General features: G+C 52.0%; 26 protein-coding genes and 3 tRNA genes. 19 read left to right on the top strand and 10 right to left on the bottom strand.

Features of this window, described 5'->3' with window-relative positions:
- Position 1 precedes the first annotated feature (1 nt).
- From IVG45_RS12645 to IVG45_RS12630, 4 genes are read left to right on the top strand one after another with little or no spacing between them, the layout of a single operon-like run.
- Entirely contained in the window at positions 2-1,597 is a 1,596-nt protein-coding gene (locus tag IVG45_RS12645; protein ID WP_196434174.1) for a MutS-related protein, read from the top strand.
- Positions 1,594-2,796: a formate-dependent phosphoribosylglycinamide formyltransferase gene (gene purT, locus IVG45_RS12640; protein WP_196434173.1), complete on the top strand. Its 1,203-nt coding sequence runs from the start codon at positions 1,594-1,596 to the stop codon at positions 2,794-2,796. The genes IVG45_RS12645 and purT overlap by 4 nt, the downstream gene beginning before the upstream one ends.
- Before the next feature lie 22 nt (positions 2,797-2,818).
- The gene (locus IVG45_RS12635) at positions 2,819-3,394 is read left to right on the top strand and encodes a lytic transglycosylase domain-containing protein (RefSeq protein WP_196434172.1); all 576 of its coding nucleotides are present in this window, start codon (positions 2,819-2,821) and stop codon (positions 3,392-3,394) included.
- A gap of 2 nt (positions 3,395-3,396) precedes the next feature.
- Positions 3,397-4,281, top strand: a complete 885-nt coding sequence (locus tag IVG45_RS12630; RefSeq protein ID WP_230874574.1) for an HDOD domain-containing protein — start codon at positions 3,397-3,399, stop codon at positions 4,279-4,281.
- On the opposite strand, the gene IVG45_RS12625 is transcribed toward IVG45_RS12630, so the two are convergent.
- On the bottom strand, positions 4,257-4,835 hold the full coding sequence (locus tag IVG45_RS12625; RefSeq protein WP_196434171.1) for a Maf family protein: 579 nt from the start codon (positions 4,833-4,835) through the stop codon (positions 4,257-4,259). The genes IVG45_RS12630 and IVG45_RS12625 overlap by 25 nt on opposite strands.
- A gap of 66 nt (positions 4,836-4,901) precedes the next feature.
- Here IVG45_RS12625 and IVG45_RS12620 point away from each other — a divergent pair, with 66 nt between their 5' ends.
- From IVG45_RS12620 to argH, 7 genes are all read left to right on the top strand, one after another.
- Positions 4,902-5,420, top strand: coding sequence for a YceD family protein (locus IVG45_RS12620; RefSeq protein ID WP_196434170.1), 519 nt, complete (start codon positions 4,902-4,904; stop codon positions 5,418-5,420).
- Positions 5,421-5,422: 2 nt separating this feature from the next.
- The gene (gene rpmF, locus IVG45_RS12615) at positions 5,423-5,608 is read left to right on the top strand and encodes a 50S ribosomal protein L32 (RefSeq protein WP_196434169.1); all 186 of its coding nucleotides are present in this window, start codon (positions 5,423-5,425) and stop codon (positions 5,606-5,608) included.
- Between the two features lie 225 nt (positions 5,609-5,833).
- Positions 5,834-6,835 carry a phosphate acyltransferase PlsX gene (gene plsX, locus IVG45_RS12610; RefSeq protein ID WP_230874851.1) on the top strand — a complete coding sequence of 334 codons (1,002 nt, stop codon included), beginning with the start codon at positions 5,834-5,836 and terminating at the stop codon, positions 6,833-6,835.
- A complete protein-coding gene (locus tag IVG45_RS12605) occupies positions 6,832-7,800 on the top strand; it encodes a beta-ketoacyl-ACP synthase III (protein ID WP_196434167.1) in 969 nt (322 codons plus the stop codon). Before plsX ends, IVG45_RS12605 begins: the two co-directional genes overlap by 4 nt.
- A gap of 9 nt (positions 7,801-7,809) precedes the next feature.
- Complete coding sequence (gene fabD, locus IVG45_RS12600; RefSeq protein WP_196434166.1) at positions 7,810-8,760, top strand: ACP S-malonyltransferase; 951 nt, start codon at positions 7,810-7,812, stop codon at positions 8,758-8,760.
- Entirely contained in the window at positions 8,753-9,481 is a 729-nt protein-coding gene (fabG, locus tag IVG45_RS12595) for a 3-oxoacyl-ACP reductase FabG (protein ID WP_196434165.1), read from the top strand. The genes fabD and fabG overlap by 8 nt, the downstream gene beginning before the upstream one ends.
- Before the next feature lie 195 nt (positions 9,482-9,676).
- A complete protein-coding gene (argH, locus tag IVG45_RS12590; protein ID WP_196434164.1) occupies positions 9,677-11,068 on the top strand; it encodes an argininosuccinate lyase in 1,392 nt (463 codons plus the stop codon).
- Position 11,069: 1 nt separating this feature from the next.
- Here argH and IVG45_RS12585 read toward each other — a convergent pair whose 3' ends face one another.
- From IVG45_RS12585 to pyrC, 5 genes are all read right to left on the bottom strand, one after another.
- Positions 11,070-11,618, bottom strand: coding sequence for a DUF4124 domain-containing protein (locus IVG45_RS12585; protein WP_196434163.1), 549 nt, complete (start codon positions 11,616-11,618; stop codon positions 11,070-11,072).
- Between the two features lie 99 nt (positions 11,619-11,717).
- The gene (locus IVG45_RS12580; RefSeq protein ID WP_196434162.1) at positions 11,718-12,008 is read right to left on the bottom strand and encodes a lipid-A-disaccharide synthase N-terminal domain-containing protein; all 291 of its coding nucleotides are present in this window, start codon (positions 12,006-12,008) and stop codon (positions 11,718-11,720) included.
- On the bottom strand, positions 11,998-12,726 hold the full coding sequence (locus IVG45_RS12575) for a glycosyltransferase family 2 protein (RefSeq protein WP_196434161.1): 729 nt from the start codon (positions 12,724-12,726) through the stop codon (positions 11,998-12,000). Before IVG45_RS12575 ends, IVG45_RS12580 begins: the two co-directional genes overlap by 11 nt.
- A gap of 173 nt (positions 12,727-12,899) precedes the next feature.
- Positions 12,900-14,486 (bottom strand): ArnT family glycosyltransferase, encoded by a 1,587-nt coding sequence (locus tag IVG45_RS12570; protein ID WP_196434160.1) that lies wholly within the window; start codon positions 14,484-14,486, stop codon positions 12,900-12,902.
- 281 nt (positions 14,487-14,767) lie between these two features.
- Positions 14,768-15,826, bottom strand: a complete 1,059-nt coding sequence (gene pyrC, locus IVG45_RS12565) for a dihydroorotase (protein ID WP_442923306.1) — start codon at positions 15,824-15,826, stop codon at positions 14,768-14,770.
- Positions 15,827-15,945: 119 nt separating this feature from the next.
- Here pyrC and IVG45_RS12560 point away from each other — a divergent pair, with 119 nt between their 5' ends.
- From IVG45_RS12560 to nadA, 4 genes are all read left to right on the top strand, one after another.
- On the top strand, positions 15,946-16,215 hold the full coding sequence (locus IVG45_RS12560) for an FmdB family zinc ribbon protein (protein WP_196434159.1): 270 nt from the start codon (positions 15,946-15,948) through the stop codon (positions 16,213-16,215).
- Positions 16,216-16,322: 107 nt separating this feature from the next.
- A complete protein-coding gene (aspS, locus tag IVG45_RS12555) occupies positions 16,323-18,116 on the top strand; it encodes an aspartate--tRNA ligase (protein WP_196434158.1) in 1,794 nt (597 codons plus the stop codon).
- A 124-nt stretch (positions 18,117-18,240) separates the two neighbouring features.
- Complete coding sequence (locus IVG45_RS12550; protein WP_196434157.1) at positions 18,241-18,771, top strand: DUF2780 domain-containing protein; 531 nt, start codon at positions 18,241-18,243, stop codon at positions 18,769-18,771.
- Positions 18,772-18,868: 97 nt separating this feature from the next.
- A complete protein-coding gene (nadA, locus tag IVG45_RS12545; protein ID WP_196434156.1) occupies positions 18,869-19,966 on the top strand; it encodes a quinolinate synthase NadA in 1,098 nt (365 codons plus the stop codon).
- Here nadA and ylqF read toward each other — a convergent pair whose 3' ends face one another.
- Positions 19,967-20,872: a ribosome biogenesis GTPase YlqF gene (gene ylqF / locus IVG45_RS12540; protein ID WP_196434155.1), complete on the bottom strand. Its 906-nt coding sequence runs from the start codon at positions 20,870-20,872 to the stop codon at positions 19,967-19,969. It lies immediately after the preceding gene.
- A gap of 165 nt (positions 20,873-21,037) precedes the next feature.
- Here ylqF and csrA point away from each other — a divergent pair, with 165 nt between their 5' ends.
- From csrA to IVG45_RS12520, 4 genes are all read left to right on the top strand, one after another.
- Positions 21,038-21,229 carry a carbon storage regulator CsrA gene (csrA, locus tag IVG45_RS12535; RefSeq protein WP_196434154.1) on the top strand — a complete coding sequence of 64 codons (192 nt, stop codon included), beginning with the start codon at positions 21,038-21,040 and terminating at the stop codon, positions 21,227-21,229.
- Positions 21,230-21,238: 9 nt separating this feature from the next.
- A tRNA-Ser gene (locus tag IVG45_RS12530) sits at positions 21,239-21,329 on the top strand.
- 67 nt (positions 21,330-21,396) lie between these two features.
- Positions 21,397-21,473, top strand: a tRNA-Arg gene (locus tag IVG45_RS12525).
- Positions 21,474-21,497: 24 nt separating this feature from the next.
- A tRNA-Asn gene (locus IVG45_RS12520) sits at positions 21,498-21,573 on the top strand.
- A 196-nt stretch (positions 21,574-21,769) separates the two neighbouring features.
- Here IVG45_RS12520 and IVG45_RS12515 read toward each other — a convergent pair.
- Genes IVG45_RS12515 through IVG45_RS12505 form a run of 3 tightly spaced genes read right to left on the bottom strand, consistent with a single transcriptional unit; the run spans position 21,770 to position 23,087 of the window.
- On the bottom strand, positions 21,770-22,000 hold the full coding sequence (locus tag IVG45_RS12515) for a helix-turn-helix transcriptional regulator (RefSeq protein WP_196434153.1): 231 nt from the start codon (positions 21,998-22,000) through the stop codon (positions 21,770-21,772).
- Between the two features lie 4 nt (positions 22,001-22,004).
- Positions 22,005-22,481, bottom strand: a complete 477-nt coding sequence (locus tag IVG45_RS12510) for a FlhC family transcriptional regulator (RefSeq protein WP_196434152.1) — start codon at positions 22,479-22,481, stop codon at positions 22,005-22,007.
- 12 nt (positions 22,482-22,493) lie between these two features.
- Positions 22,494-23,087, bottom strand: coding sequence for an STAS-like domain-containing protein (locus tag IVG45_RS12505; protein WP_196434151.1), 594 nt, complete (start codon positions 23,085-23,087; stop codon positions 22,494-22,496).
- Between the last annotated feature and the right edge of the window lie 19 nt (positions 23,088-23,106).

The following is a 23,106-nucleotide window of genomic DNA, read 5'->3' as shown; positions in this document are numbered from 1 at the left end:
CATGCAACAGAACGTCTTACAAAGTTGGAACGATGAATGGCCGGTGGTTCGATCCAGCAAGCCGCTGCCGACCGGGGAAGGGGTGATTGATCAAGGCGCCTTTAATACCATAGAGGTCGACGAACTGTTCGACTACGTCAACTACGCCAGCACTATCGCCGGCCAGACCGTGTTGTACCGTTCGTTGACGCAACCCTTGGACCAACTTGACGCGATAGCCGCCAAGCAGGAAGCCGTGAGGGAGATACGCGACAATCCGGATGTGCGGGCTAATGTCGAGAACATCGTCGCCAACGCCGCGGCCGGCGAAAAGCGCTTGTACGTGTTGTTGTTCGGCGAGTTTCTGGGCAGTTTCGGTACCGCGCGCGAAGACAATCAAATAGAGGGTTACGGCTACAAGCAATACAACCGCGGCGTGCGCTTCGTATTGAATCTGGTCGGCGCCATTCAAAACTCCGGCACGCCGCAAAGCCCTTATCTGCAAAGCGTATACAATAAAATCGGCAACTTTGCCGAAAGCAATGATTATTCGCTGATGGTGGGGCCGGTCTACAACAGCGAAAAAGGCATACAAAGCAAGGAAGAACGCAAAAACGCGTTTTCGCCGGCCACCATATTCCGGCCGACCTTGTTCAAGCCGTTGTTGATCGGCATGGTGCTGGCCGCCATCTGGGGCTTGGTGCAGGTTTTTCCGAGCGACATGTTTCAGTTTTCCAAGGATGGTATTTCGATCGCTTCGGTGTTTTTCCTGCCGTTGATGTTGGCTTATATTCCTGTGATCGGCGGCTATGACAGGGATAATTGCATCATACCGCTCCGCGCGAGGTACAAAAACTCCCCGGCGCTGGGTGAGTTGCTGGATGGCTTGGGGCAACTGGACGAGTTGCTGGCCTTTATCAAATACGCCGAAGATTATGGCAGCGAAATGGCCTTGCCTGAAATGCACGCGGCCGATCGGCACGCCATCAAGCTGGAAGATGCCAAAAATCCGGTATTGGGCCATAAAAATCCCGCTTATGTCGGCAACGATTTTGCAATGGATCGGGAACGTCTGCTGTGCGTGACAGGTCCTAACAGTGGCGGGAAAACCGCATTTTGCAAGACCATCACCCAAATACAATTATTGGCGCAAATAGGCTGTTATGTGCCGGCCAAGTCGGCGCTGCTGGCGGTGGCGGACCGGATTTTTTATCAGGCACCGGAGATCAGTCATCTGGACGACGGCGAAGGCCGCTTCGGTACCGAGCTGAAGCGTACTCGCGATATATTCCTGGCCACCACGGCTAAAAGTTTGCTGGTGCTTGACGAAATGGCGGAAGGCACTACCTTTGAAGAGAAAATGCAGTCGTCCATTGACGTGCTGGACGGTTTTTACCGCAAAGGCAACAGTACCATTTTGATTACCCATAACCATCAATTGGTCGATGTGTTCGTCAAACGAGGCACGGCGACGCCGATGCAAGTTGAGTTTGCCGACGAGTTGCCCACGTTCAAACTGATTCCCGGCATTTCGAGGGTCAGTCATGCCGACCGGGTGGCGAAGAAAATCGGTTTTTCCAAACAAGACATCGAAAATTATCTGGCCAAATCGACATGAAAATAGGCACCCCCAACAGTCCAACCGCCACCAAGGCTCTCTTGCTGGGTAGTGGCGAACTGGGAAAAGAAGTCGCTATTTCCCTGCAACGCTACGGCGTCGAGGTGATAGCGGTCGATCGCTACGGCCATGCGCCGGCCATGCAAGTGGCGCATCGCAGCCATGTGATCGACATGACCGACCCCGTGGCGGTGAAAGCCGTGATCGCCGCCGAAAAACCGGACTTTATCGTGCCGGAACTGGAAGCCATCGCCACCGACGCCTTGGCCGAGATCGAAGCCGAGGGCGGCGTGAATATCGTGCCGAATGCCAGAGCCATTCAATTGACCATGAACCGGGAAGGCATTCGGCAACTGGCCGCCGAGCAACTGGGGTTGCCAACTTCGAAATACGCGTTCGCCGAGACATTCGAGCAATTGCGGGCGGCGGTTGATGCGGGCATTGGCTACCCTTGTTTCATCAAGCCCACCATGTCGTCTTCCGGCAAGGGTCAGACCATGGTCAAAAGTCCAGAGCAATTGCAAGCCGCCTGGGATTATGCCAAAGCCGCCGGTCGTGCCGACACCGGAAAAGTCATCGTCGAGGCCAAAATCGAGTTTGATTTCGAGATTACCTTGCTGACCGTTAGAGCCTTGGATACCGAGGGCCGGATCGCGACCTATTTTTGCCAGCCCATCGGTCATCGCCAGGAAAACGGCGATTACCGCGAAAGCTGGCAACCTCAGTCCATGAGCGGTAACGCCATCGCCTTGTCGCAACAGATAGCCGGCAAAGTCACCGAGGCGTTGGGAGGCTTGGGGTTGTTTGGGGTGGAATTGTTCGTCAAGGCTGACCGGGTCTGGTTTAGCGAAGTCAGTCCGCGTCCGCACGATACTGGCATGGTGACCATGGTCAGTCAGCGCCAAAGCGAGTTTGATCTGCATGCGCGGGCTATCTTGGGGTTGCCGGTTAACACCGAGCTGGATAAAACCGGCGCTAGCGCGGTGATTCTGGGCGGTATCGATGCCGAGGCCGTGGTTTATCAGGGCTTGCGGCGGGCGCTGGCTGTAGCTGATAGCGAGATACGGCTGTTCGGAAAGCCCGAGGCCTTTGTGTCCCGGCGCATGGGCGTGGCGCTGGCTACCGCCGATAATGTGGCCGATGCGAGGGCAAAAGCCGTCGAAGCGGCCAGTCTGATCTCCATTAGCGCGGCGAGTTGAGTCTATCGAGGTGGTGAAGCGGATGAAATTGCTACGGATCGTTATTTTACTGTTATCTATTTCATCGCCAGTATCCGCCGATATTTTTAAATACGTTGCCCCGGATGGGCGGGTCTATTACACGGATCAGCCCAAGAAAGGCTTCAATTACAGGCTGATTATCCGCACCCGGCCTAAAACTTATGCCAGGGATGTTAAATTCATGGCCGGTAACAAACTCAAGTTCAACGATTTAGTGGCCAAGGCGGCGGCCAAGCATCAAATGGATCCCAAGTTGCTGCATGCGGTAATCCAGGCCGAGTCGGCCTATAATCCGCTGGCGGTTTCATCGGCGGGCGCCGTCGGCTTGATGCAATTGATGCCTGATACGGCGCGGCGCTATGGGGTGACCGATCGCCGCGACGCCGAGCAAAACGTCGATGGCGGAACCCGCTATCTAAAAGATTTGCTGGCCATGTTTAATTCCAATCTGAAACTGGCCGTGGCCGGTTATAACGCGGGGGAGGGGGCGGTGATGAAATACAACAATACGGTTCCGCCGTACCCCGAAACCCAAAATTATGTGCAGCATGTGTTAAGGCTCTACGGGAAAAGTTAAGCGTGAAATTTGAAACCGCACAGGCCGTGGTCGCCGAGGCTAAGGATTTATTCTCGATGCCGGATATTTATTTTCAGTTGAACGAAATGATACGCGACCCCCGGTTTTCGATGGTGGATATGGGGGGGGTCATTTCAAGGGATCCGGCCTTGTCCGCCCGCTTGTTGCGATTGGTAAACAGTTCCTTTTACGGCTTTCAATCCAAAATCGACAGCATTTCCAGGGCCATCGCGGTCGTGGGCGTCGATGATCTCTATAATCTGGTAGTGGCGACTTGCGTGGTGGATCGGTTCGCCAAAATTCCGTCGGGTTTGGTGGATATGACGGCATTTTGGATGCGTAGCGTGCATTGTGCCGTGGTGATGAAGTTATTGGCCAAGAGCAGCGCGGTCCTGAATGCGGAGCGTTTGTTCCTGGCGGGATTGTTGCATGACATAGGTTCGTTGGTGCTGTACCAGGTGATGCCCGAGCAGGCCTTGAGAGTGTTGGTGACTATCGATCATGACCGCCGTTTGCTACCCCGTTTCGAGCAGCAGATTATCGGTTTTACCCATGCCGATGTCGGGCGGGAGCTGCTCAAGGCATGGGGGCTGCCTGAATCGTTGTATGAAGTGATAGGGTGTTACCGTAATCCGGATTCGGCGCTGGTTTATAAACTGGATGCCTATTTACTCAGTTTGGCCAGCCGGCTGGTCGATGATAGAAGCGGCGGTTGGTCGACCGAGCATACGCTGGTCGATATATCGGATCAAACCTTGGCTTTTGTGCGGCTGAGCCGGGATCAGGTTGAGGACGTGATGCGGCGGGCTGATAGTGAGTTTCTGCAAATGTTCGAGCAACTGATGCCGGATAAAAACCCGTCTCAGGGAATTGCCAAGCCGCATTGAGCCAACAATCCGACCAGTTTAATCAACGGCAGGCCGACCAGCGCATTGGGATCTTCAGTCTCGATCTTGTTAAACAATACGATTCCGTAGCCTTCCGATTTGAAGCTGCCGGCGCAATCGAAGGGCTGTTCAATCGTGAGGTAGCGTTGAATTTGCCGATCGCTCAGCTGTCTGAAGTGTACATTGCAGACGTCAATGTCTGTCAGGCAGGCATTGTTAGCGCTATTCAGCAGGCAAAGGCCGGTGTAAAAGCGGATGATCCGGCCCGATTGGGCTTTCAGTTGTTGAAAGGCCTTTTCCCGATTGCCGGGCTTGCCCAGTAGCATGTCGCCATGGCACGCGACTTGATCCGAGCCGATGATCAAGTGGTTCGGAAATTTATCGGCAATAGCTTGGGCCTTGGCTATCGATAATCGCAGTGCCAGGGCATGGGCCGATTCGCCCGCTAGCGGGGTTTCATCAATGGCGCTGCTGCAGGCGATGAAATCCAGCTGTAATTTTTTCAGCAGGTCGTGGCGGTATGTTGAGCTTGAGGCCAGAACAAGTGTTTGCATATCGTGAGAAAGTTAAGGGGTTGTCCGATTGACGCAACAAAGAGTAATCTGTATGATTGTACAGTTATGTCAGACAAACTTCCCGACCTAATTGATCCTTTGTTATTCGCCGAAAGGCGGAGTATTTTATCCGGCGCGATAAAAGTAGCCGCGCTCGGGCGTTTGTCGGACTTGGTTCTGGCCGACGATGGCGAGGTCAAAGTCGAGGTGTTGTTTGCCAAGCAGGGTAAACAGGCTCTAATATCCGGAAGCATTAAGGCTACGTTGGTGCTGGAGTGTCAATCCTGTTTGCAAGCTTTGTCCTGGCCGATTGATTTGTCGTTCAAGTTGGGTGTCGTGTCTTCGCTTCAAGAAGCCGAAAAGCTTGAGGTCGATTGCGAGCCGTTGTTGTTCGACGGCGAAAAAGTATCCCTTAACGAGTTGATCGAAGACGAGATATTGCTGGCGCTGCCCGATTATCCAAAGCATGGATATGACTGCATTCCGCGGCGTAGTTCCACGGACGCGGAATTTGACGGCGAGAGCCGGACCAAAACCAATAACCCTTTTTCTGTTTTAGCCAAACTTAAAAAAACTGGAGAGTAAAAATGGCAGTACAAAAGAGTAAAGTATCGCGCGCGAGACGCGGTCAACGTCGTTCACACGATGCATTAACCGCCAAAACCCTGGCGCAAGATCCATTGACCGGTGAGATGCATTTGCGTCATCACATGACTCCCGATGGATTTTTCAAAGGTCGTCAAATCATCGCTAGCAATATCGACGAAGAGTAAAAATCCGACGGCTGTTAGTAGCCGCCGAGGTCATTTACAAGCCTAATCAGCGAAAACCAGTCGCTTGCTTTTGCTGATTCGGGCTCATTTGAATCGTTTGCGGTTTCTAACAGAGTATCGAGCTTGTTAACTATCAAAAATGGCACGTTATCAACGATGTGTCTCCTCCTTTACAACTTCAAGGGTTAGGTCCAAAGCGTGAGCTCAACTCTATCGATTGATGCTATGGGCGGGGATTTCGGTCCCCAAGTGACGGTTCCCGCGTCACTGGCCAGTTTAAGAAAAAATCCCCAATTAAAATTGATTATGGTTGGCGATCAAGCGTTATTGAACGGCATGTTGTCCGATGCGCTCGTTGAGTTCAAAGACCGGCTCAGTGTACAGCATGCTTCGCAAGTCGTCGAAATGGACGAGCCGCCGCAAAAGGCGCTGAAAAACAAGAAAGACTCATCGATGCGAGTGGCCATCAATCTGGTAAAGGAAGGTCGGGCGGATGCCTGTGTCAGCGCCGGTAATACCGGGGCCTTGATGGCGACCGCGCGTTTTGTTTTAAAAATGATTCCCGGCATCGAGCGTCCAGCCATCATGTCAGCCTTGCCGTCGACCTTTGGCCACACCCATGTGCTGGATTTGGGCGGTAATGTCGATTCCAGCGCCGAACACCTGTACCAATTCGCCGTAATGGGCGAGGAAGTGGTCAAGGCGGTTGAAAATATCGAACGGCCTCGTGTCGGTTTGCTGAATATCGGCGAAGAAGATATGAAGGGTAATGAACAAGTCAAAGCCGCCGCCAAATTGTTGGAAAGCTCCGGACTGAACTACATAGGCTATGTGGAAGGTAATTCCATCAACGCCGGCCATGTCAAAGTCGATCTGATCGTAACCGATGGTTTTGTCGGTAATGTTGCGCTCAAATCGATAGAAGGCGCGGCAAAAATGATCGCCGTGAAATTGAAGGAAACCTTTTCCCGCAACATGTTCACAAAGTTGGCGGGCTTGGTAGCCTACCCGGTACTGAAATTATTCAAAGATAGTATTGATCCGCGATTATATAATGGAGCCAGTTTCATCGGTTTGCGTGGTTTGGTGATTAAAAGCCATGGAGGTGCCGATGAGTTGGCATTCGAAACGGCCATTCACCTGGCGCAAGTAGAGGTTGAGAAAGATGTCATTCGTAAAATCAGCGAAAAACTTGAAATCGCTCTGGCCCAGAAGGATACAGCATGACCTATTGGAGTAATGTGATTGGCACGGGTGGCTATTTGCCCGAGACCATCCGCACCAATGATGATATTTCCACCATGGTGGATACCTCTGATAGTTGGATTTACGAACGTACCGGGATTAAGAGCCGGCGGATTGCCGGCTCGGAAGAAACCGCGTCCAGCATGGCCGAAATCGCCTCCCGGCAAGCCATCGAAATGGCGGGAATCGATGCACAAAATATTGATTTGATTATCGTCGCCACCGGTACGCCTGATCGGGTGTATCCCAGCACCGCCTGTTTATTGCAGCAGCGCCTGGGTATTAGCCAATGTGTCGGCTTTGATGTGCAGGCGGCCTGTTCCGGATCGGTTTTCGCGCTCAGTATCGCCGATCAATATATCAAGTCCGGATTTAGTAAAAATGTGTTGGTAGTTGGCTCCGAAGTGTGCTCTCGTATCGTTGATTGGACCGACAGAGGCACTTGCATCCTGTTCGGCGATGGCGCCGGTGCCATCCTGCTGACAGCATCGGATCAGCCCGGTATTTTGTCGACCCACATCCATTCGGATGGCGGTTACGAGGATTTGTTGTATTGCCCCAATCCGCAAGTGGCGGTGTTTTCCAAGCAAGATGAAGCGGGTTATATCAACATGCGCGGCAACGAAGTATTCAAGGTTGCCGTCAACACCCTGGGCCGGATTGTCGATGAAACTCTGGATGCCAGCGGACTAAAGCAGAGCGATATTGACTGGTTGGTACCGCATCAGGCCAATACCCGGATTATTGCCGCTACCGCCAAAAAACTTGGCATGGCGATGGATCAGGTGATTTTGACGCTGGAGAATCAAGGCAATACTTCCTCCGCATCCGTGTTGTTGGCATTTAACGAAGGAATTCGTGATGGCCGGATCAAGAAAGGCCAGTTGGTGTTGATGGAAGCCTTTGGTGCGGGTTTTACCTGGGGTTCGGCCCTAATTAAATACTAGGCAAAGTCTATGAACGAACAAAACTATAATTTAGCTTTCGTATTTCCGGGCCAGGGTTCGCAATCGGTTGGCATGGTGTCCCAGTTAGCCGCCGCCTATCCTCGGGTTAAACAGACCTTCGAACAAGCGTCCGATGTGCTGGGTTTTGATCTGTGGAATCTGGTGGAAAACGGCCCCGAAGCCGATTTGAATCAAACCCAAAATACTCAACCAGCCATGTTGGCCGCCGGCGTGGCGATGTGGCGAGTCTGGTGCGAAAAAACTCCGATCCGTCCGGCCTGGATGGCGGGTCATAGCCTAGGCGAATACACCGCGCTGGTTTGTTCCGAATCAATTGCTTTTGAGGATGCCATCAAACTGGTGGCCGAACGCGGCCGCTTGATGCAGGAAGCCGTGCCGGTGGGTGTCGGCGCGATGGCGGCGATTTTAGGCTTGCAAGATCACCAAGTGGTCAATGCCTGCATGGACGTGGCGAACGGCGGAATTGTCGCCGCCGCCAATTTTAACGCGCCTGGGCAGGTGGTCATCGCCGGCGAAACCGCCGCGGTTGACAGAGCCATGCTGGCATTGAAGGAATTGGGCGCCAAACGGGTGTTGAAATTACCGGTCAGCGTGCCGTCGCATTGCGCGCTGATGGAAGCTGCATCCGACAAACTTAATGATATTTTGCAGGCAATCAATGTCGAAATGCCGAACGTGACATTGATCCACAATGCCGATGTTAAGTCGCACGGTTCGCCGGAAGTGATCCGTTATGCGCTAAAAGAACAATTGTTCAAACCGGTGCGCTGGGTGGAAAGCGTTAAATTCATGCACGAACAAGGTGTGGCTGGTTTTATCGAATGTGGTCCCGGCAAGGTGTTGATGGGGCTTAACAAACGCATCGCCCCGGATGCGATACATATGACCATGTTCGATCCCGAATCATTAAACAACGTGTTGGAGCACTTACATGGATAAAAAAGTTGCCATCGTTACCGGCGCCAGTCGTGGTATCGGGCGCGCTATCGCCGAAAAACTGCTTGCCGATGGCTTTTACGTGATCGGTACCGCCACCTCCGACAGCGGCGCGGAGGCGATTTCCAGTTATCTGGGCGAAAACGGCAAGGGTTTTAAATTGAATGTTGCCGATGCCGCCGACATTGAAAATTTCATCAAAGTATCCGGTGACTCCTACGGCACGCCGGCGGTGTTGGTCAACAATGCCGGCATCACCCGCGACAACCTGTTGATGCGGATGAAGGACGAGGAATGGGATGACATCATCAACACCAACCTGACCTCGGTGTTCCGGATGAGCAAAGCCGTGCTGCGCGGCATGATGAAGGCCCGTTACGGCCGCATCATCAATATTTCATCAGTGGTCGGTTCCACCGGCAACGCCGGCCAAGCCAACTATGCGGCGGCCAAGGCCGGCATGGTCGGTTTTGCCAAATCGATGGCGAAAGAAGTCGGCTCGCGCGGCATCACCGTCAATACCGTGGCGCCGGGCTTTATCGATACCGATATGACCAAGGAATTGTCGGAAGACATCAAGAACGCGCTCTTGGGCTCAATCGCGCTGGGCCGTCTGGGACAACCGGAAGAAATTGCCCATGCGGTATCTTTCCTGGCTTCGGAACAAGCAAGCTACATTACCGGCGAAACCTTGCATGTCAACGGCGGCATGTACATGCCCTGATTCAAGGCTTTCGAATCCCGGTTAAAAAACCGGCCCGGCTTTCAGTCGTGGCCGGTTTTTTTGTATCGGCCAACAATGATCCTAACTATTCGGCGCGCGGATTTTAGATGTTGAAAAAATATCATGCACCACGGCGGGCGAATAAGTTAAGGACGGTATAATTGCCCTTTCTTTTGTCTCTTGGTTCGATTTGATATGACCACCGTTAATACCGAAAAACTTTCCAGCGCTCGTTTCGCCCAGGCTACCGACGCCTTCGTCGAGGAATTTACCGCTTCGGTCGGTTTCGACCAGCGCATGGCACGGCAGGATATTCAAGGCTCGCTGGCTCATGCAGCCATGCTAAACAAAATCGGTATTCTGTCCGAACAGGAGTTGGCCGACATTCAGCGCGGTTTGGCGCAAATCGGCGGCGAAATCGAGCGCGGCGAATTTGTCTGGTCAATCAAGCAGGAAGATGTGCATATGAACATCGAGGCGAGGCTAACCGATTTGATCGGTATTGCCGGTAAAAAGCTGCACACCGGCCGCTCGCGCAACGACCAAGTGGCGACCGACATTCGCCTGTATATGCGCGACGAGATCGACACCATTTTGGTTCAATTGCGGCGCCTGCAAATGGCGCTGCTGGAACTGGCCGAGCAGGAGGCCGATACCATCATGCCGGGTTTTACCCATTTACAGGTCGCGCAGCCGGTCACCTTCGGCCATCATCTGATGGCTTGGTTCGAGATGTTGTGCCGCGACCAGGAAAGGCTGCGAGACTGCCAGAAACGGATCAATATCATGCCTCTGGGCGCGGCGGCGCTGGCCGGTACCAGTTATCCGATCGACAGGTTCATGACGGCGGAACTGCTAGGCTTTTCGCGGCCGTCTTATAACTCGTTGGATTCGGTCAGCGACCGCGATTTTGCGATCGAATTTGCCGCGGCCGGCAGTTTGATCATGATGCATTTATCGCGCTTTTCCGAGGAATTGGTGTTGTGGGCCAGCGCTCAATTCGATTTTATCGATATTCCGGATGCGTTCTGTACCGGATCATCGATCATGCCGCAAAAGAAAAATCCCGACGTGCCGGAGTTGGTGCGCGGTAAATCCGGCCGCGTGACCGGACATTTGGTAGGCTTGCTGATGCTGATGAAAAGCCAGCCCTTGGCTTATAACAAGGACAATCAGGAGGACAAGGAGCCCTTGTTCGATACCGCCGACACCTTGATCAATTGTCTGCGCGCCTTTGCCGACATGATGCCGCACGTCAAGGCCAAGCGTGAAAATATGTATCACTCGGCCAAGCGCGGTTTCGCTACCGCGACCGATCTGGCCGATTATCTGGTGCGCAAGGGCATGGCGTTCCGCGATGCGCACGAAGTGGTGGGGCTGGCGGTGCGCCTGGGGCTGGAAACACAGCGCGATTTGTCCGAACTGAGTCTGGAGGAGCTACAAGGCTTTGCGCCGTCGATTGCCGTCGATGTCTTCGATATTTTGAAATTGGAAGGTTCGGTTGCCGCGCGTAACCATATTGGTGGTACCGCGCCGGAACAGGTCCGTAAAGCCATAGCGGCGGCGAGGTTGCTGATGGGCGATTGAGTTAGTCCATCCCGCGCCGGTGGTCCGTCATCGCTTCATCATGGCGGACGGAGTTCAGGCGGTCTCGACTATCATTCCGCAGTCTCGGTTCGGCTCTGGGGAAATCGGTAGCCGATCCGGGATGCCGGTGCAATGGCGGGGAGTTGGGAATGGTCGAGGGCAGGATGTAGATTGGGCGGTCGTTATATTGATTTCGCCTTTCCAGGGCTTCGGCCTGTCTTTTTTGGGCTTCGGCTTGTTCCTGCTGGGCAATGGCATTGCGTCTGGCAATTTCCAATGACGCCGCTTCCATGCGTTGTTGTTCCAGTTCCTTGTCCTTTTGTTCCTGGGCGATTTTTCGGCTTTCGTATTCGTTCTGGATGGCTTCCAGTTTCGCTTCGGCTTCCGTGTTCTTGGCGGGATTGGATTTGATGTCGAGCTGTTGTTCCTTGGCGGCCGTTTTGCAGGGGCTGGCTTGATAAATGGTCTTGCCGAATTTCTCGGTACATTTAAATACTTCGGCCTCGACCGTCGCCGAAATCAGCATTAATATAAAGATTAATCCGCGCATCGTAAATCTCCCGGCTGGAAGTGAAGGACGACATCGGCTAAGTGTAGAAATGTCGGGACTAAATCGCAACAATGTGCCTGAATTAGTTTTCGTAATCGCTTATTCGGAAGTTCCCGCCGTTTGCTCTTGCTTGGCGTGTCTGACCACAAAATACAGATTGCGCGCATAAATCAATAAACCGCCGGCTTGGCCCAGAATGAAAACGGGATCTTCCTTATGGATCGAATAGACCAGTAGGGTGGAGCCGCCCAAAATACTGAAATACCAGAACATCACCGGGATTACGCTCTTCTTTTGCCGTTCGCTGGCCAGCCATTGCACCAGAAAACGAGCGGAAAATAATGCTTGACCGACAAAGCCGACAATTAGCCAAATGGTGTTATTGTCCATGGTTTACCTCGCTGACAACCGGCAGGCTGTGGCGCTTCTTCAGCCAGATAACACCTAATAAATCGACGATGCCCGCCATCAGCCTGTCCAGGGTGCCGTATTTGGATTGGCCGTGATGTCTGGCGCGGTGATTGACTTTGACCGAAATCACTTCGCCGCCGCTCATCTGTACCAAGGCTGGCATGAAACGATGGATATGGTCGAAATAGGGCAGAGCCAGAAATTTATCCCGGCGGAATAATTTCAAACCGCAGCCGGTATCGGGAGTGTGGTCGTGCAAGATGGCTTGTCTGATAGCGTTGGCGAATTTTGATGAAAAACGGCGCCATCCGGTGTCGTTGCGGCGGTGTCTAAAGCCCGCCAGCATCCAGAGTTTGTCGGATTCATGCGCGGACCATGCATTAATTAGCTCGGGAATGTCGGCCGGGTCGTTTTGGCCATCGCCATCCAGGGTGGCGATCCAGTCATATTGCGCCGCCGTCACGCCGCTGTGAATGGCGCGGCTTTGTCCGCAACTGTCTTGATGATGCAGAACACGCAGAGCCGGGTAGGTTTGCATGGCTCGATTCAATTTCAGCAGGGTGTCGTCCGTGCTGCCGTCATCGACAAAAATCATTTCGTAAGCATCCTGAGTGTTCAAGGATTGATGAATCTCCGCAATTAACGTCTCCACATTGTCGGTTTCATTATGAACCGGAACCACGACCGAAATTTTCATGAATAAATAAGCATTAAGTTAATTAGTTATTGCAGGTCAAAATTCAGTTTTTTATCCCCTTCGGCCTGTCTTCTGCAGTGGGAGAGGAGCGTGCTCAAATTTGACCTGTAATGGTGTAAAAGGTTTAAAGATTTGTATTTTAACCCAAAATAAACCTGTGTTTTGAGCAAGGTTTAAGAGTGGTTCGCCGACAGGACCTGCTCCGTGGTCCTGAAGATTAGCCAATGTTCCCGATGAGGTTGCGAATAAGCCGCTTGTTCCGGTTTGTCCTTTTCCAGATAAATTAAATAGCCGTTGGGATGTTGCAGCGCCCAATCCGAAACTTGTTCCTGGGCTATCACCGTTAGTGGTTGGGTCATGCGGCCTAGAAAATTAAACTGGCCCTGGTAGTCGCCGACAAAAGCCGTTGGGATTTGTTTGTCTTGATAGTCTTTAATCATTAAAGCGGCCGGCCTGAGGTTATATTGTAGGCCGGTATATTCGAAGAAGAAAATAAAGCCGATAAAAATCGTAGCGACCAAGCCGGTGGATAAGGAAAGGATCGAGAGTTTTCGAAAATGCACCACGAGTACCGCCAGGGTTAGGGCGATGGTAATTACGCTCAAGCCCCAGTAAGGTTGAACCAGTTGTACCCATTTGAGTTTCGATAGGCCGGGAACATGCGGGAGCATGATCAGAAATAAACCTATCAAACTCATGAACAATGCAGGTAGCAGCTCCTGGAGTAGCTTGCGTTGGGCATCCCGCAGGCTCAATATCCGGGCGCACATTAATGCAAAGGCGGGTAATAGCGGAACTAAATAATGTAATTGCTTGCTGGGCAGGCTAGAGAAAATCAATAGTCCGGCCAGTAGCCAGATTAGGCAGAATCTCAGGCCGGCATCCTTGGAAATGCTAGTCAGGCGCACGTTCCGCCAAAGACGAGGCCAGGTAATCCAGGGAAATGCGAGTAAGGGGACGAAGGGCAAATACCAGAAGAAGGAACGGGCGTGTATTTTGGTGTTGATAGTCCTGTCGGCGGTTTGATGCCAAAGTATTTCGCCGGCATAGGCTTCGCCGCCGGCCGAGGCGGCGGGAATGGCCCAACTGAGTGCTATGGCGCAGCCGGCCAGTATTGCCAATATCAGATAGACGTACCAGGATTTCTTGTTGATGCTGCCGTGCTCGGTCCATAAGAATACCAACAGGCCGGTCGGCAGTAAATGTAGAAATATTACCGGGCCTTTGGCCAGCAAGCCCAAGCCAATCGCCAAGGTGAAATAGCCCCAGCCTTTGTTGAATGAAGCATGGGCAGCCTCGTAAAAGCCTATCATGCCCAGCAGCACGCAGCAGGTCAGCAATGTATCGAACATGGTCGAGCTGGCAAACAGTGTCCACAGTAATGTGGCAATCAATACCCAGGGTGCTTTTAGGGCGATCAGTGGGGTATCGGGCCAAAGTCTGCCGGCGAGACGGCGAATCAAAATCAGATTCAACAAGGCGCAAAGGGGGCCGATCAGGCGCGGCCACCATTCGTTGACGCCAAATAAGTTCCAGCCGCTCTCGAATAGCCAAAACAATAATGGGGGTTTATGGCTGTAGGTGTGGCCATTTAGATAGGGCACCAGAAAATCGCCGCGTTGCCACATTTCCCAAGCCACGCTGAGGTAGCGGGTTTCATCGATCGGAAGCGGGTTGCGGAAAAAAATTGTGGTGGTGAGTAACAGCCAAAGAGGGAAAACGCCCCAGCGGTAAATAAGGTCTTTAGAGACGGATGGCATGGCGGGAATGAAATGAGGTGGTAATTTAAGTCGGGAAGGGGTGAAATTAGGTGTTTAAAACGTCCAAAATTATAGCAAATTATGTGCCGTATTTATGGTTGTCTTTGGGTGACCCTTGCCGGATTGGGGGAAAGAGGAGGATGATTTATTATAAACACATTTATTTTAAGTTATTTTGACAGTTTGGAGTGTCAATGGGGATGGCGGAGGCAAAAACCATAGTATCTTGCTATGTCGCTCGTCAGCGAATGTTGGTTGATATGCGCCGAGCCGGGTTGCAATCAACCGTTACAGGCAGCGGTTAGTTGCCAATGCAGTTGCTCGCCGGCTTTTAGTGGGGTGATCCGATTGTCGGTATCTTCGTATTGGGCGGGGACTGACCAGCTGTTTTTTTCCAGAGTAATGGTGCCGGTGTTTCTGGGTAGGCGATAAAAGTCCGCGCCGTGAAAGCTGGCAAAGCCTTCCAGTTTGTCCAGCGCGCCGGCTTGTTCGAAGGCTTCCGCATACAATTCCAATGCGGCATGGGCGCTATAGCAACCGGCGCAGCCGCAGGCGTTTTCTTTTAGGGATGTCGGATGCGGCGCGCTGTCGGTGCCAAGAAAAAATTTGGGATTGCCGCTGGTGGCGGCTTTTAGTAGGGCCTGGCGATGATGCTCGCGTTTCAATATGGGGAGGCAGTAGAAATGTGGGCGAATGCCGCCGGCCAGGATCGCGTTGCGGTTATACAATAAATGTTGCGGTGTGATGGTGGCGCCGACATTGTCATTAGCCGCTTCGACAAATTGGACGGCTTCCAGCGTGGTTAAATGCTCGGCGACGATACGCAAGGCCGGAAATTGTTGTGTGATTTGGCTTAGTTGGGAGTCAATAAAGATTTTTTCCCGGTCGAAGATGTCGTATTCGGCATTCGTCACTTCGCCGTGAATCAGCAAGGGCACGCCGTGTTTTTCCATCGCCGCGAAAAGCGGGTAGACGGCCTCGATATTGCCAACACCGGCGTCGGAGTTGGTGGTGGCGCCGGCCGGATACAATTTAAAGGCGTGGACATGTTCGGATTCGGCGACTTTTTGGATTTCCTCGCTGCTGGTGTTACCGGTCAGGTATAGCGTCATCAAGGGCTGGAATGCCGAATCCGCCGGCAGTGCCGCCAGGATTTCGTTTCTATAGAGCAAGGCTTGTTCGACGCTGGTGATGGGGGGCTTCAAGTTCGGCATGATAATGGCGCGGCCGAATTGGCGCGCGCTATGCCTAATCACTGTTTTTAATATCGAGCCGGTTCGAACATGCAAATGCCAGTCGTCCGGGAGGGCAATTGTCAATTTGTCGATCAATTTATCCATTTTTGCGCCATCTTCATTCGAGTTCGATTAAAATGGGCCTAATTCTAACATCACGGGCCTTGAAAAATTCAAGCGTCAGCCCTATTCATAACCTGTTCTTGATTTTTTTTGGAGTCGCTATGCCCATTTACGAATATGAATGCAATGCCTGCGGTCATCAGCATGAAGCCCTGCAAAAATTGGGTGCCGAGCCGTTGCTTGTTTGTCCGGCCTGCAATGAAGCAGAGTTGAAAAAGAAAATTTCCGCCGCAGGCTTTCGTTTGAAAGGCAGCGGTTGGTATGAAACCGATTTTAAAAGCGGCAATAAGAAAAATGTTGCCGGCGAAAGTTCCAGTTCAAGCAGTGGCTCCACCGGCGGTGGTTGCGGCGGTAGCTGCGCTTGCCATTAATAAAATAGGCGAAAGACTCAAGGCTAAAGCTGCAAAAAAGCAGAACTTTGCCATTCATCTTTCATCTTGTCCCTTGCACCTAATTTTTGATTAACCCGAGAACCAATATGCGTAGCCACAAGTGTGGAGAATTGAACACCCAACATCTAGGTCAAACCGTCGCTTTATGTGGCTGGGTACACCGCCGCCGCGACCATGGCGGCGTTATCTTTATCGACCTGCGAGACCGAGCCGGTTTGGTGCAAGTGGTGTTCGATCCCGATATGGCCGAAAGCTTTGCGATAGCCGAAAGCGTGCGCAGCGAATACGTGCTGCGCATCGAAGGTATCGTCCGCGACCGTCCCGAAGGCACGCATAATCCCAACATGTTCACCGGTCAAATTGAGGTACTGGGCAAGCACATCGAAGTGTTGAACGAATCGGAAACCCCGCCGTTCCCGCTGGAAAGCGACATCGAAGTCAACGAGGAAACTCGTTTGCGCTATCGCTATATCGATTTGCGCCGTACCGTGATGCAACAGCGCATGAAGGTGCGCCGCGACGTGACTCGTCATTTGCGCCAGTTCTTGGACGATAACGAATTTTTTGAAATCGAAACCCCGTATCTGACCAAGGCAACCCCGGAAGGTGCCCGCGACTATATCGTGCCTAGCCGCACCCATCCGAATTCGTTCTTCGCTTTGCCGCAATCGCCGCAACTTTACAAACAATTGCTGATGATCGCCGGCATGGAGCGCTACTATCAAGTCGTGCGCTGCTTCCGCGACGAAGACCTGCGCGCCGACCGCCAGCCCGAGTTTACCCAGCTGGATATCGAAACTTCGTTTATGAGCGAACAGCAGATCATGGCGGTGATGGAGGAAATGATTCGCCGTTTGTTCAAGGACATCATCAACGTCGATCTCGGTGATAAATTCCCGGTGATGAGCTATGCCGAAGCCATGAGCCGCTACGGCTCCGATCGCCCCGACCTGCGTATTGAATTGGAACTGGTCGACATCGCCGACGAAATGCGCGAAGTCGATTTCAAGGTCTTCTCGGGTCCGGCCAACGATCCGCACGGCCGCGTAGTAGCCATGCGTCTGCCGAAAGGCGGCGACATGAGCCGCAGTACGATCGACGAGTTGACCAAGTTCGTCGGCATCTACGGCGCCAAAGGGCTGGCCTATATCAAGGTCAACGACCTGGTCGCCGGCGTCGAAGGCCTGCAATCGCCCATCATCAAGTTCGCACCGGATGAGGTTTGGGCCAAGGTCATGGAAAAAGTCGGCGCCCAAAACGGCGACCTGATTTTCTTCGGCGCTGACAAGGCTCATATCGTCAACGAAGCCATGGGTGCCTTGCGGGTCAAGCTGGGTCTGGACCGCAACCTGCTGACTGGTCCGTGGAAACCCTTGTGGGTCGTGGACTTCCCGATGTTCGCCTGGGACGATAAAGCCCAACGCTTCACCGCGATTCATCATCCTTTCACTGCGCCGAGCTGCTCGGTCGAAGAACTGAAAGCCGATCCCGGTAAAGCCTTGTCGCGCGCCTACGATTTGGTGCTGAACGGCACCGAAGTCGGCGGCGGCTCGATCCGGATCAACCGCACCGAGATGCAACAAATCGTGTTCGCGATTCTAGGCATCGGCCACGAAGAAGCCCGCGAAAAATTCGGCTTCCTGCTCGACGCGTTGAAATATGGCGCGCCGCCGCATGGCGGCATCGCCTTCGGTCTCGATCGTCTGGTGATGCTGATGACCGGCGCCAGTTCGATCCGCGACGTCATCGCTTTCCCAAAAACCCAGACCGCCGCTTGCCCGCTGTTCAACGCGCCTGCGTTAGTCAGTGATGAGCAGTTGAAGGAACTGGGTATCCGCTTACGTAAGCCCGCCGGTAAGGATGAAAAACAGGTTGACTAGGTCTGTCGGGCCGCGTTAGCGATGGCTAGCGCGGCTTATGCCGGATGCTTTCATTTGTATCGTTTGAATTGCTGGCCCAATTCACGGTCTTCCGTTGTTACAGTTAGTTTTTGGAGTTTACTAGATGACTCATTGGATGTCGCTTTCAGTGGTTTGTACGGTCTTATTGGTCGCGGGATGTGCGTCCGAGCAACCATTTAGCGGGCAGACGTTTGCTTCGGCTGGGGGGCAAACTTCGGGGGCGCGGCAAGCCGGGTATCAGGCACCGGAGCCGGAATTGGTGGATGTTTTGACTGGACAGTTGGGTGTCAATTCTCGGCAAGCCATGGGCGGCGTGGGATCGATTTTTTCGCTGGCCCAGCAGCGCATGAACCCCAGTGATTTTATGCGCCTGAGTAGTTATGTGCCGGATATGGATCAATATTTGTCCGCCGTACCCCAATCTACCTCGTCCAACTCATTGTTTGGTTTAGCGGCCGGATTAATGGGGGAGCAAACCAATGGTCTGGGGAGTTTGGCGGTGCTAGCGGGCTCGTTTCAAACGTTGGGTATGGACGCCAACATGATCGGCCAGTTCGTGCCGGTGGTATTGCAATACATACAAGGTCAAAGCGGTCCGGCGGCCATGAATTTGTTGCAAAATGCGTTGTATTGATGCGTTGTTTAATGGTCTTGTAGAAGTACGTCGCGTACCTCTTGGGTTTTGATAAATGGCGCGCGATGCGTGCCTTACATTGATTTTGGTTACACTTATGTCTGATACCGCTCTTCCCATACATGGCTATGCGCTACTCGATGACCCTGAGTGCGATGAACGCATCAAGGCAGCCAAGGCCAAGCTTGGTAATCGTTGCATTGTCTTGGGGCATCATTATCAACGCGATGAAGTGTTTAAACATGCCGACATTTTCGGTGATTCGCTGAAGCTGTCGCGCGAGGCCGCGCAATCTGAAGCCGAATACATCGTATTTTGCGGCGTGCATTTCATGGCCGAGGTCGCGGACATTCTGTCACGGCCGGAACAGATCGCGATTCTGCCTGATATGGCGGCCGGTTGTTCGATGGCCGACATGGCCAACAAGCTCAAGGTTCAGCAGTGCTGGGACGAACTGGCGACTGTCATTGATGTGGAAAATACCGTCACCCCTGTGACCTACATTAACTCAGCCGCCGATTTGAAAGCCTTTTGCGGCCAGCATGAAGGCATCGTCTGCACCTCGTCGAATGCCGAAAAAATTCTGAATTGGAGCTTCGCAAAACGCGAAAAAGTATTGTTTTTCCCCGATCAGCACTTGGGGCGCAACACCGGTTATCGGATGGGTATACCGTTGGAACAGATGGTGACTTGGGATTTTAACAAGCCCCAGGGCGGCTTGAGCGAGCAACAAATTCGCGATGCCAAGATGATTTTATGGAAAGGTTATTGTTCGGTGCATCAAGCGTTTCAACCCGAGCAGATCGATGCGTTCAAGGAAAGATATCCGGATACCATCGTGATTTCGCACCCGGAGGCCTGTTTCGAGGTCTGCCAAAAATCCGATTACATCGGCTCCACCGAAATGATCTTGAAAATCGTCCGCGAGGCCGAACCCAACACCCGCTGGCTGGTGGCAACCGAACTAAATCTGGTCAACCGTCTGGCTCAGGATTGCAAGGAGCAGGGCAAGGACGTGCATTTCATGGCGCCGACCTTGAGCATGTGTTCGACCATGTTCCGCACCGATCCGCAACATCTGGCTTGGGTGCTGGAAAATCTGGCGGCCGGCCATGTGGTGAATCAGGTGTCCGTGCCGGCCGAGCAAGCGGCACTGGCGAAGAAGGCACTGGACAATATGCTGCTGGCGTCCTGATTATTTGCGTCTTCTGGCGGCTTTTTTAGCGGCCTTTTCTTCCCGGATCGCGGCCAGTTCAATCATTTCGGCCGCGATCATCTCGGGCGTTTCCAGGCTGATTTGGCCTAGGGTGCCGGCTCTCAGTTCGGTCAAAAACAGTTTGGCGGCCTTATCCAGATCGACTTGTTGGCCCGCGCGCAAACAACCTCTTTTTTTGCCGATAGCCTGCAATGCACCCAATGCATCTTCAGGGAGACTGCCGAACCGATAGCGGTTTTGCAGTAAAGCTGGATAGGCTTTTAGCAGATATTCCAGTGCAAATAAGGCAATATCGTCGTGCTGAAACGCGGTATCCTTGATAGCGCCCGAAACCGCCAGGCGATAGCCGCTATTGCGGTTTTCTACATTCGGCCACAGCACGCCCGGTGTGTCCGACAACACGATGTTGTTGGGCAGGTTGATGCGTTGTTGCTGTTTGGTTACCGCCGGTTCGTTGCCGGTTTTTGCAATGGTGCGGCCGGCCAGTATATTGATAATGGTCGACTTGCCGACATTGGGTATGCCCATGATCATGGTGCGGATTACCTTGTTGGCCTCGGTTTTTTCCGGCAGCATTTTTCCGCACAGATCGATGATCTGTTTAATTCTTTCCGGTTGCTGGGTGGTGGTCGTAAGCGTTTTAACGCCTTGCTCCAGTTCCAAATGGGTTTGCCATTGGCGAGTCAGCTCTTGGTCGGCAAGGTCGGTCTTGCTGAGCACGCGTATCGTGGGTTTATCGCCACGTAATTGGGCGAGCATCGGGTTTTGACTGCTATAGGGGATGCGGGCGTCGAGTATTTCGATGAGCAGGTCGATATTCGGCAAGGCATGTTTAATTTCCTTGCTGGCCTTATGCATATGACCTGGGTACCACTGAATCAGCATGTCAAGTTCTCGTTTTTATTGATACAAATTTCATTTTACAGTGATGAGAGCGTTTAGTCCGATAAAGAAAGTTCAAATAAACTTTCCTTTTTTGATAAAAGATAATAAAATTGTCAGCTCAGTTTGTTTCGCAAACAAAGTGCTTTGGACATGTAGGGAGATGGTATGCTTATCTTGACACGTAGAGTGGGGGAGACCTTGATGATTGGTGATGAAGTCACCGTCACCGTTCTCGGCGTAAAAGGGAATCAAGTTCGGATCGGCGTTAATGCTCCGAAGGATGTCTCTGTTCATAGGGAAGAAATCTACGAGAGGATTAAGAAAGAGCAGTCTGAATCCAAGGCCTCTGAGATTTAACAAAGATTAGGAGAGATGGCCGAGAGGCCGAAGGCGCTCCCCTGCTAAGGGAGTATGTGCCAAAAGCGCATCGAGGGTTCGAATCCCTCTCTCTCCGCCACTTTAAAAATCGATAAAAAGTAGTTGACATAAGTAGTAAAAAAAATCATAATAGGCGGATCAAATAGGCGCCCGTAGCTCAGCTGGATAGAGTACTCGGCTACGAACCGAGCGGTCGGGAGTTCGAATCTCTCCGGGCGCGCCATTTTGAGAAGTTAATAAATATTAATCCCCTGTAGCTCAGTCGGTAGAGCGGGTGACTGTTAATCACTAGGTCGGCGGTTCGAGCCCGTCCGGGGGAGCCAAATAAATCAAGGGCTTAGGTATAAATACCTAAGCCCTTTTTTTATGCGTGGTCACTTTTATGGTCACTTTGTTTTTCTCTTAAAACCGAAAATTTTTCGGTTTACCATCTGAAAAACGTACGTCACATAAGCAAGTGTTTTCGCCAAAGTCATAGTAACGTTTGGAATTAAGATCTAGAAGCATTGCAGTCGCTACCTAAAGCGAACTGTCACTCTCTTTGTTTGCCCTATTTTCATAGAAAGCGTTTACTTTGCTTGCTAGCCACATTTGAGGATTCTTAATTACCGGTGGTGGTACTTCGCCAGCCTTCCTCATTCGCCAAAATTGAGTGCGAGTCACACCTAATTTCTCCAACATATCACTGATTTTTAAGAACTCTTTTTCTTTGGCAATTTCTGTCGTTTTTTGTTCGCTTTCAGTATTCACAGGATCAACCTAATTGCAAAGAGCTGTTACACACACCGCAACGCTCAGATAGATCTTCCCTAGCATTCAATAAAACCCAGGCTCGACAATTCTTGCATGTCGAAATCTGAACTTTTTTATCTTTGATGTCCTGGGCCACCACCCAAGCAGCCGAAAAGTCGAGTTGCCCGGAAGGATAGGAACGCTTGTAGGCGTCAAAAGCGCTTATCAGTGTTTGAATTTGACTGTCAGCCGATTTGTTTGAAGCAGCCTGAAAGCACACGGCAAACAGCGTTACGTCCTTGTATTTCCGCCGGCTTCCAGTCAGGCCACGGGTGGAAAATTTGATGGATCCACGACTGGGCGAACGGCCATGTAATTGTCGGTAGGTCTGTCGCAACAACTTGATCGGAATGCCTGTTGCCTGATGCACAATTTTTACCTTGGCGTGGAGATTGAGCAGCTCTATTGCCAAGGTTTGTTGTTGATATTTCTTGAGCATTCGCCGCCTCCCTTAATCAATAGTGCCGCTTAATCCGAGCATGGCTTCCACCATCTGTGGCGATTCTCTGTTGATGTTTTGTATAAACTGACTCGAAAATCGGGGGGTAAAACATAGCCAGTTGGAGCGGGCAATGAAGTCAATGTCTTCTAAAGATAAACGCCCAACTGCCAAGCGCATGGCCTCATCGGTAATCCCCAAGATTAATTCGGTCAGCACAGGATTCTCCCGTGCGATTTCTCTGGCTTTGATGAGCCAGGCTTGATTCATGGCATAAATTTCTTCATCGCAACCCACTTGATCAATCGCCGTCAGTTTGTCAAAGTAGACCTCGAGATTTTTGAATGCTAACTGCATCATGTTGTCGATGTACCCCGCCATATTGACTATTTTCAGTTTAGATTTCAGATAATCGGATCCGAATTCGGCGACCAGCGGAAAATACAATTCCTGAAAAAACCCCTGCGTGATGGTTTTGACGTCCTTAAAATCAATCGTCAACGATTGCTGATTGGCAAAGCACTCGCGAGCCAGTCGCGCGAGATTTTTGCCATGGATTGCCTGGGGTATTTGGGAATGGGTGGCTGTAACGACAACGATATGCATGCGACTTCTCCTTAGTAGC

Source organism: Methylomonas sp. LL1, from assembly GCF_015711015.1.
Taxonomy (GTDB): Bacteria; Pseudomonadota; Gammaproteobacteria; order Methylococcales; family Methylomonadaceae; genus Methylomonas.
The sequence above is the reverse complement of the archived record's forward strand: the minus strand, read 5'-3'. Positions and strand labels throughout refer to the sequence as shown.

What these genes read in the sequence shown, in the direction of transcription:
- IVG45_RS12570 (WP_196434160.1), bottom strand. Translation starts at nt 14,486, where the DNA reads ATGCCATCCGTCTCTAAAGACCTTATTTACCGCTGGGGCGTTTTCCCT.
- IVG45_RS12580 (WP_196434162.1), bottom strand. Translation starts at nt 12,008, where the DNA reads ATGGACAATAACACCATTTGGCTAATTGTCGGCTTTGTCGGTCAAGCA.
- ylqF (WP_196434155.1), bottom strand. Translation starts at nt 20,872, where the DNA reads ATGCTGATTCAGTGGTACCCAGGTCATATGCATAAGGCCAGCAAGGAA.
- IVG45_RS12550 (WP_196434157.1), top strand. Translation starts at nt 18,241, where the DNA reads ATGACTCATTGGATGTCGCTTTCAGTGGTTTGTACGGTCTTATTGGTC.
- aspS (WP_196434158.1), top strand. Translation starts at nt 16,323, where the DNA reads ATGCGTAGCCACAAGTGTGGAGAATTGAACACCCAACATCTAGGTCAA.
- rpmF (WP_196434169.1), top strand. Translation starts at nt 5,423, where the DNA reads ATGGCAGTACAAAAGAGTAAAGTATCGCGCGCGAGACGCGGTCAACGT.
- purT (WP_196434173.1), top strand. Translation starts at nt 1,594, where the DNA reads ATGAAAATAGGCACCCCCAACAGTCCAACCGCCACCAAGGCTCTCTTG.
- fabD (WP_196434166.1), top strand. Translation starts at nt 7,810, where the DNA reads ATGAACGAACAAAACTATAATTTAGCTTTCGTATTTCCGGGCCAGGGT.
- IVG45_RS12510 (WP_196434152.1), bottom strand. Translation starts at nt 22,481, where the DNA reads ATGCTCAAGAAATATCAACAACAAACCTTGGCAATAGAGCTGCTCAAT.
- IVG45_RS12625 (WP_196434171.1), bottom strand. Translation starts at nt 4,835, where the DNA reads ATGCAAACACTTGTTCTGGCCTCAAGCTCAACATACCGCCACGACCTG.
- IVG45_RS12560 (WP_196434159.1), top strand. Translation starts at nt 15,946, where the DNA reads ATGCCCATTTACGAATATGAATGCAATGCCTGCGGTCATCAGCATGAA.
- nadA (WP_196434156.1), top strand. Translation starts at nt 18,869, where the DNA reads ATGTCTGATACCGCTCTTCCCATACATGGCTATGCGCTACTCGATGAC.
- IVG45_RS12635 (WP_196434172.1), top strand. Translation starts at nt 2,819, where the DNA reads ATGAAATTGCTACGGATCGTTATTTTACTGTTATCTATTTCATCGCCA.
- fabG (WP_196434165.1), top strand. Translation starts at nt 8,753, where the DNA reads ATGGATAAAAAAGTTGCCATCGTTACCGGCGCCAGTCGTGGTATCGGG.
- IVG45_RS12505 (WP_196434151.1), bottom strand. Translation starts at nt 23,087, where the DNA reads ATGCATATCGTTGTCGTTACAGCCACCCATTCCCAAATACCCCAGGCA.
- IVG45_RS12585 (WP_196434163.1), bottom strand. Translation starts at nt 11,618, where the DNA reads ATGCGCGGATTAATCTTTATATTAATGCTGATTTCGGCGACGGTCGAG.
- plsX (WP_230874851.1), top strand. Translation starts at nt 5,834, where the DNA reads ATGGGCGGGGATTTCGGTCCCCAAGTGACGGTTCCCGCGTCACTGGCC.
- IVG45_RS12645 (WP_196434174.1), top strand. Translation starts at nt 2, where the DNA reads ATGCAACAGAACGTCTTACAAAGTTGGAACGATGAATGGCCGGTGGTT.
- IVG45_RS12620 (WP_196434170.1), top strand. Translation starts at nt 4,902, where the DNA reads ATGTCAGACAAACTTCCCGACCTAATTGATCCTTTGTTATTCGCCGAA.
- IVG45_RS12575 (WP_196434161.1), bottom strand. Translation starts at nt 12,726, where the DNA reads ATGAAAATTTCGGTCGTGGTTCCGGTTCATAATGAAACCGACAATGTG.
- IVG45_RS12605 (WP_196434167.1), top strand. Translation starts at nt 6,832, where the DNA reads ATGACCTATTGGAGTAATGTGATTGGCACGGGTGGCTATTTGCCCGAG.
- pyrC (WP_442923306.1), bottom strand. Translation starts at nt 15,826, where the DNA reads ATGGATAAATTGATCGACAAATTGACAATTGCCCTCCCGGACGACTGG.
- csrA (WP_196434154.1), top strand. Translation starts at nt 21,038, where the DNA reads ATGCTTATCTTGACACGTAGAGTGGGGGAGACCTTGATGATTGGTGAT.
- argH (WP_196434164.1), top strand. Translation starts at nt 9,677, where the DNA reads ATGACCACCGTTAATACCGAAAAACTTTCCAGCGCTCGTTTCGCCCAG.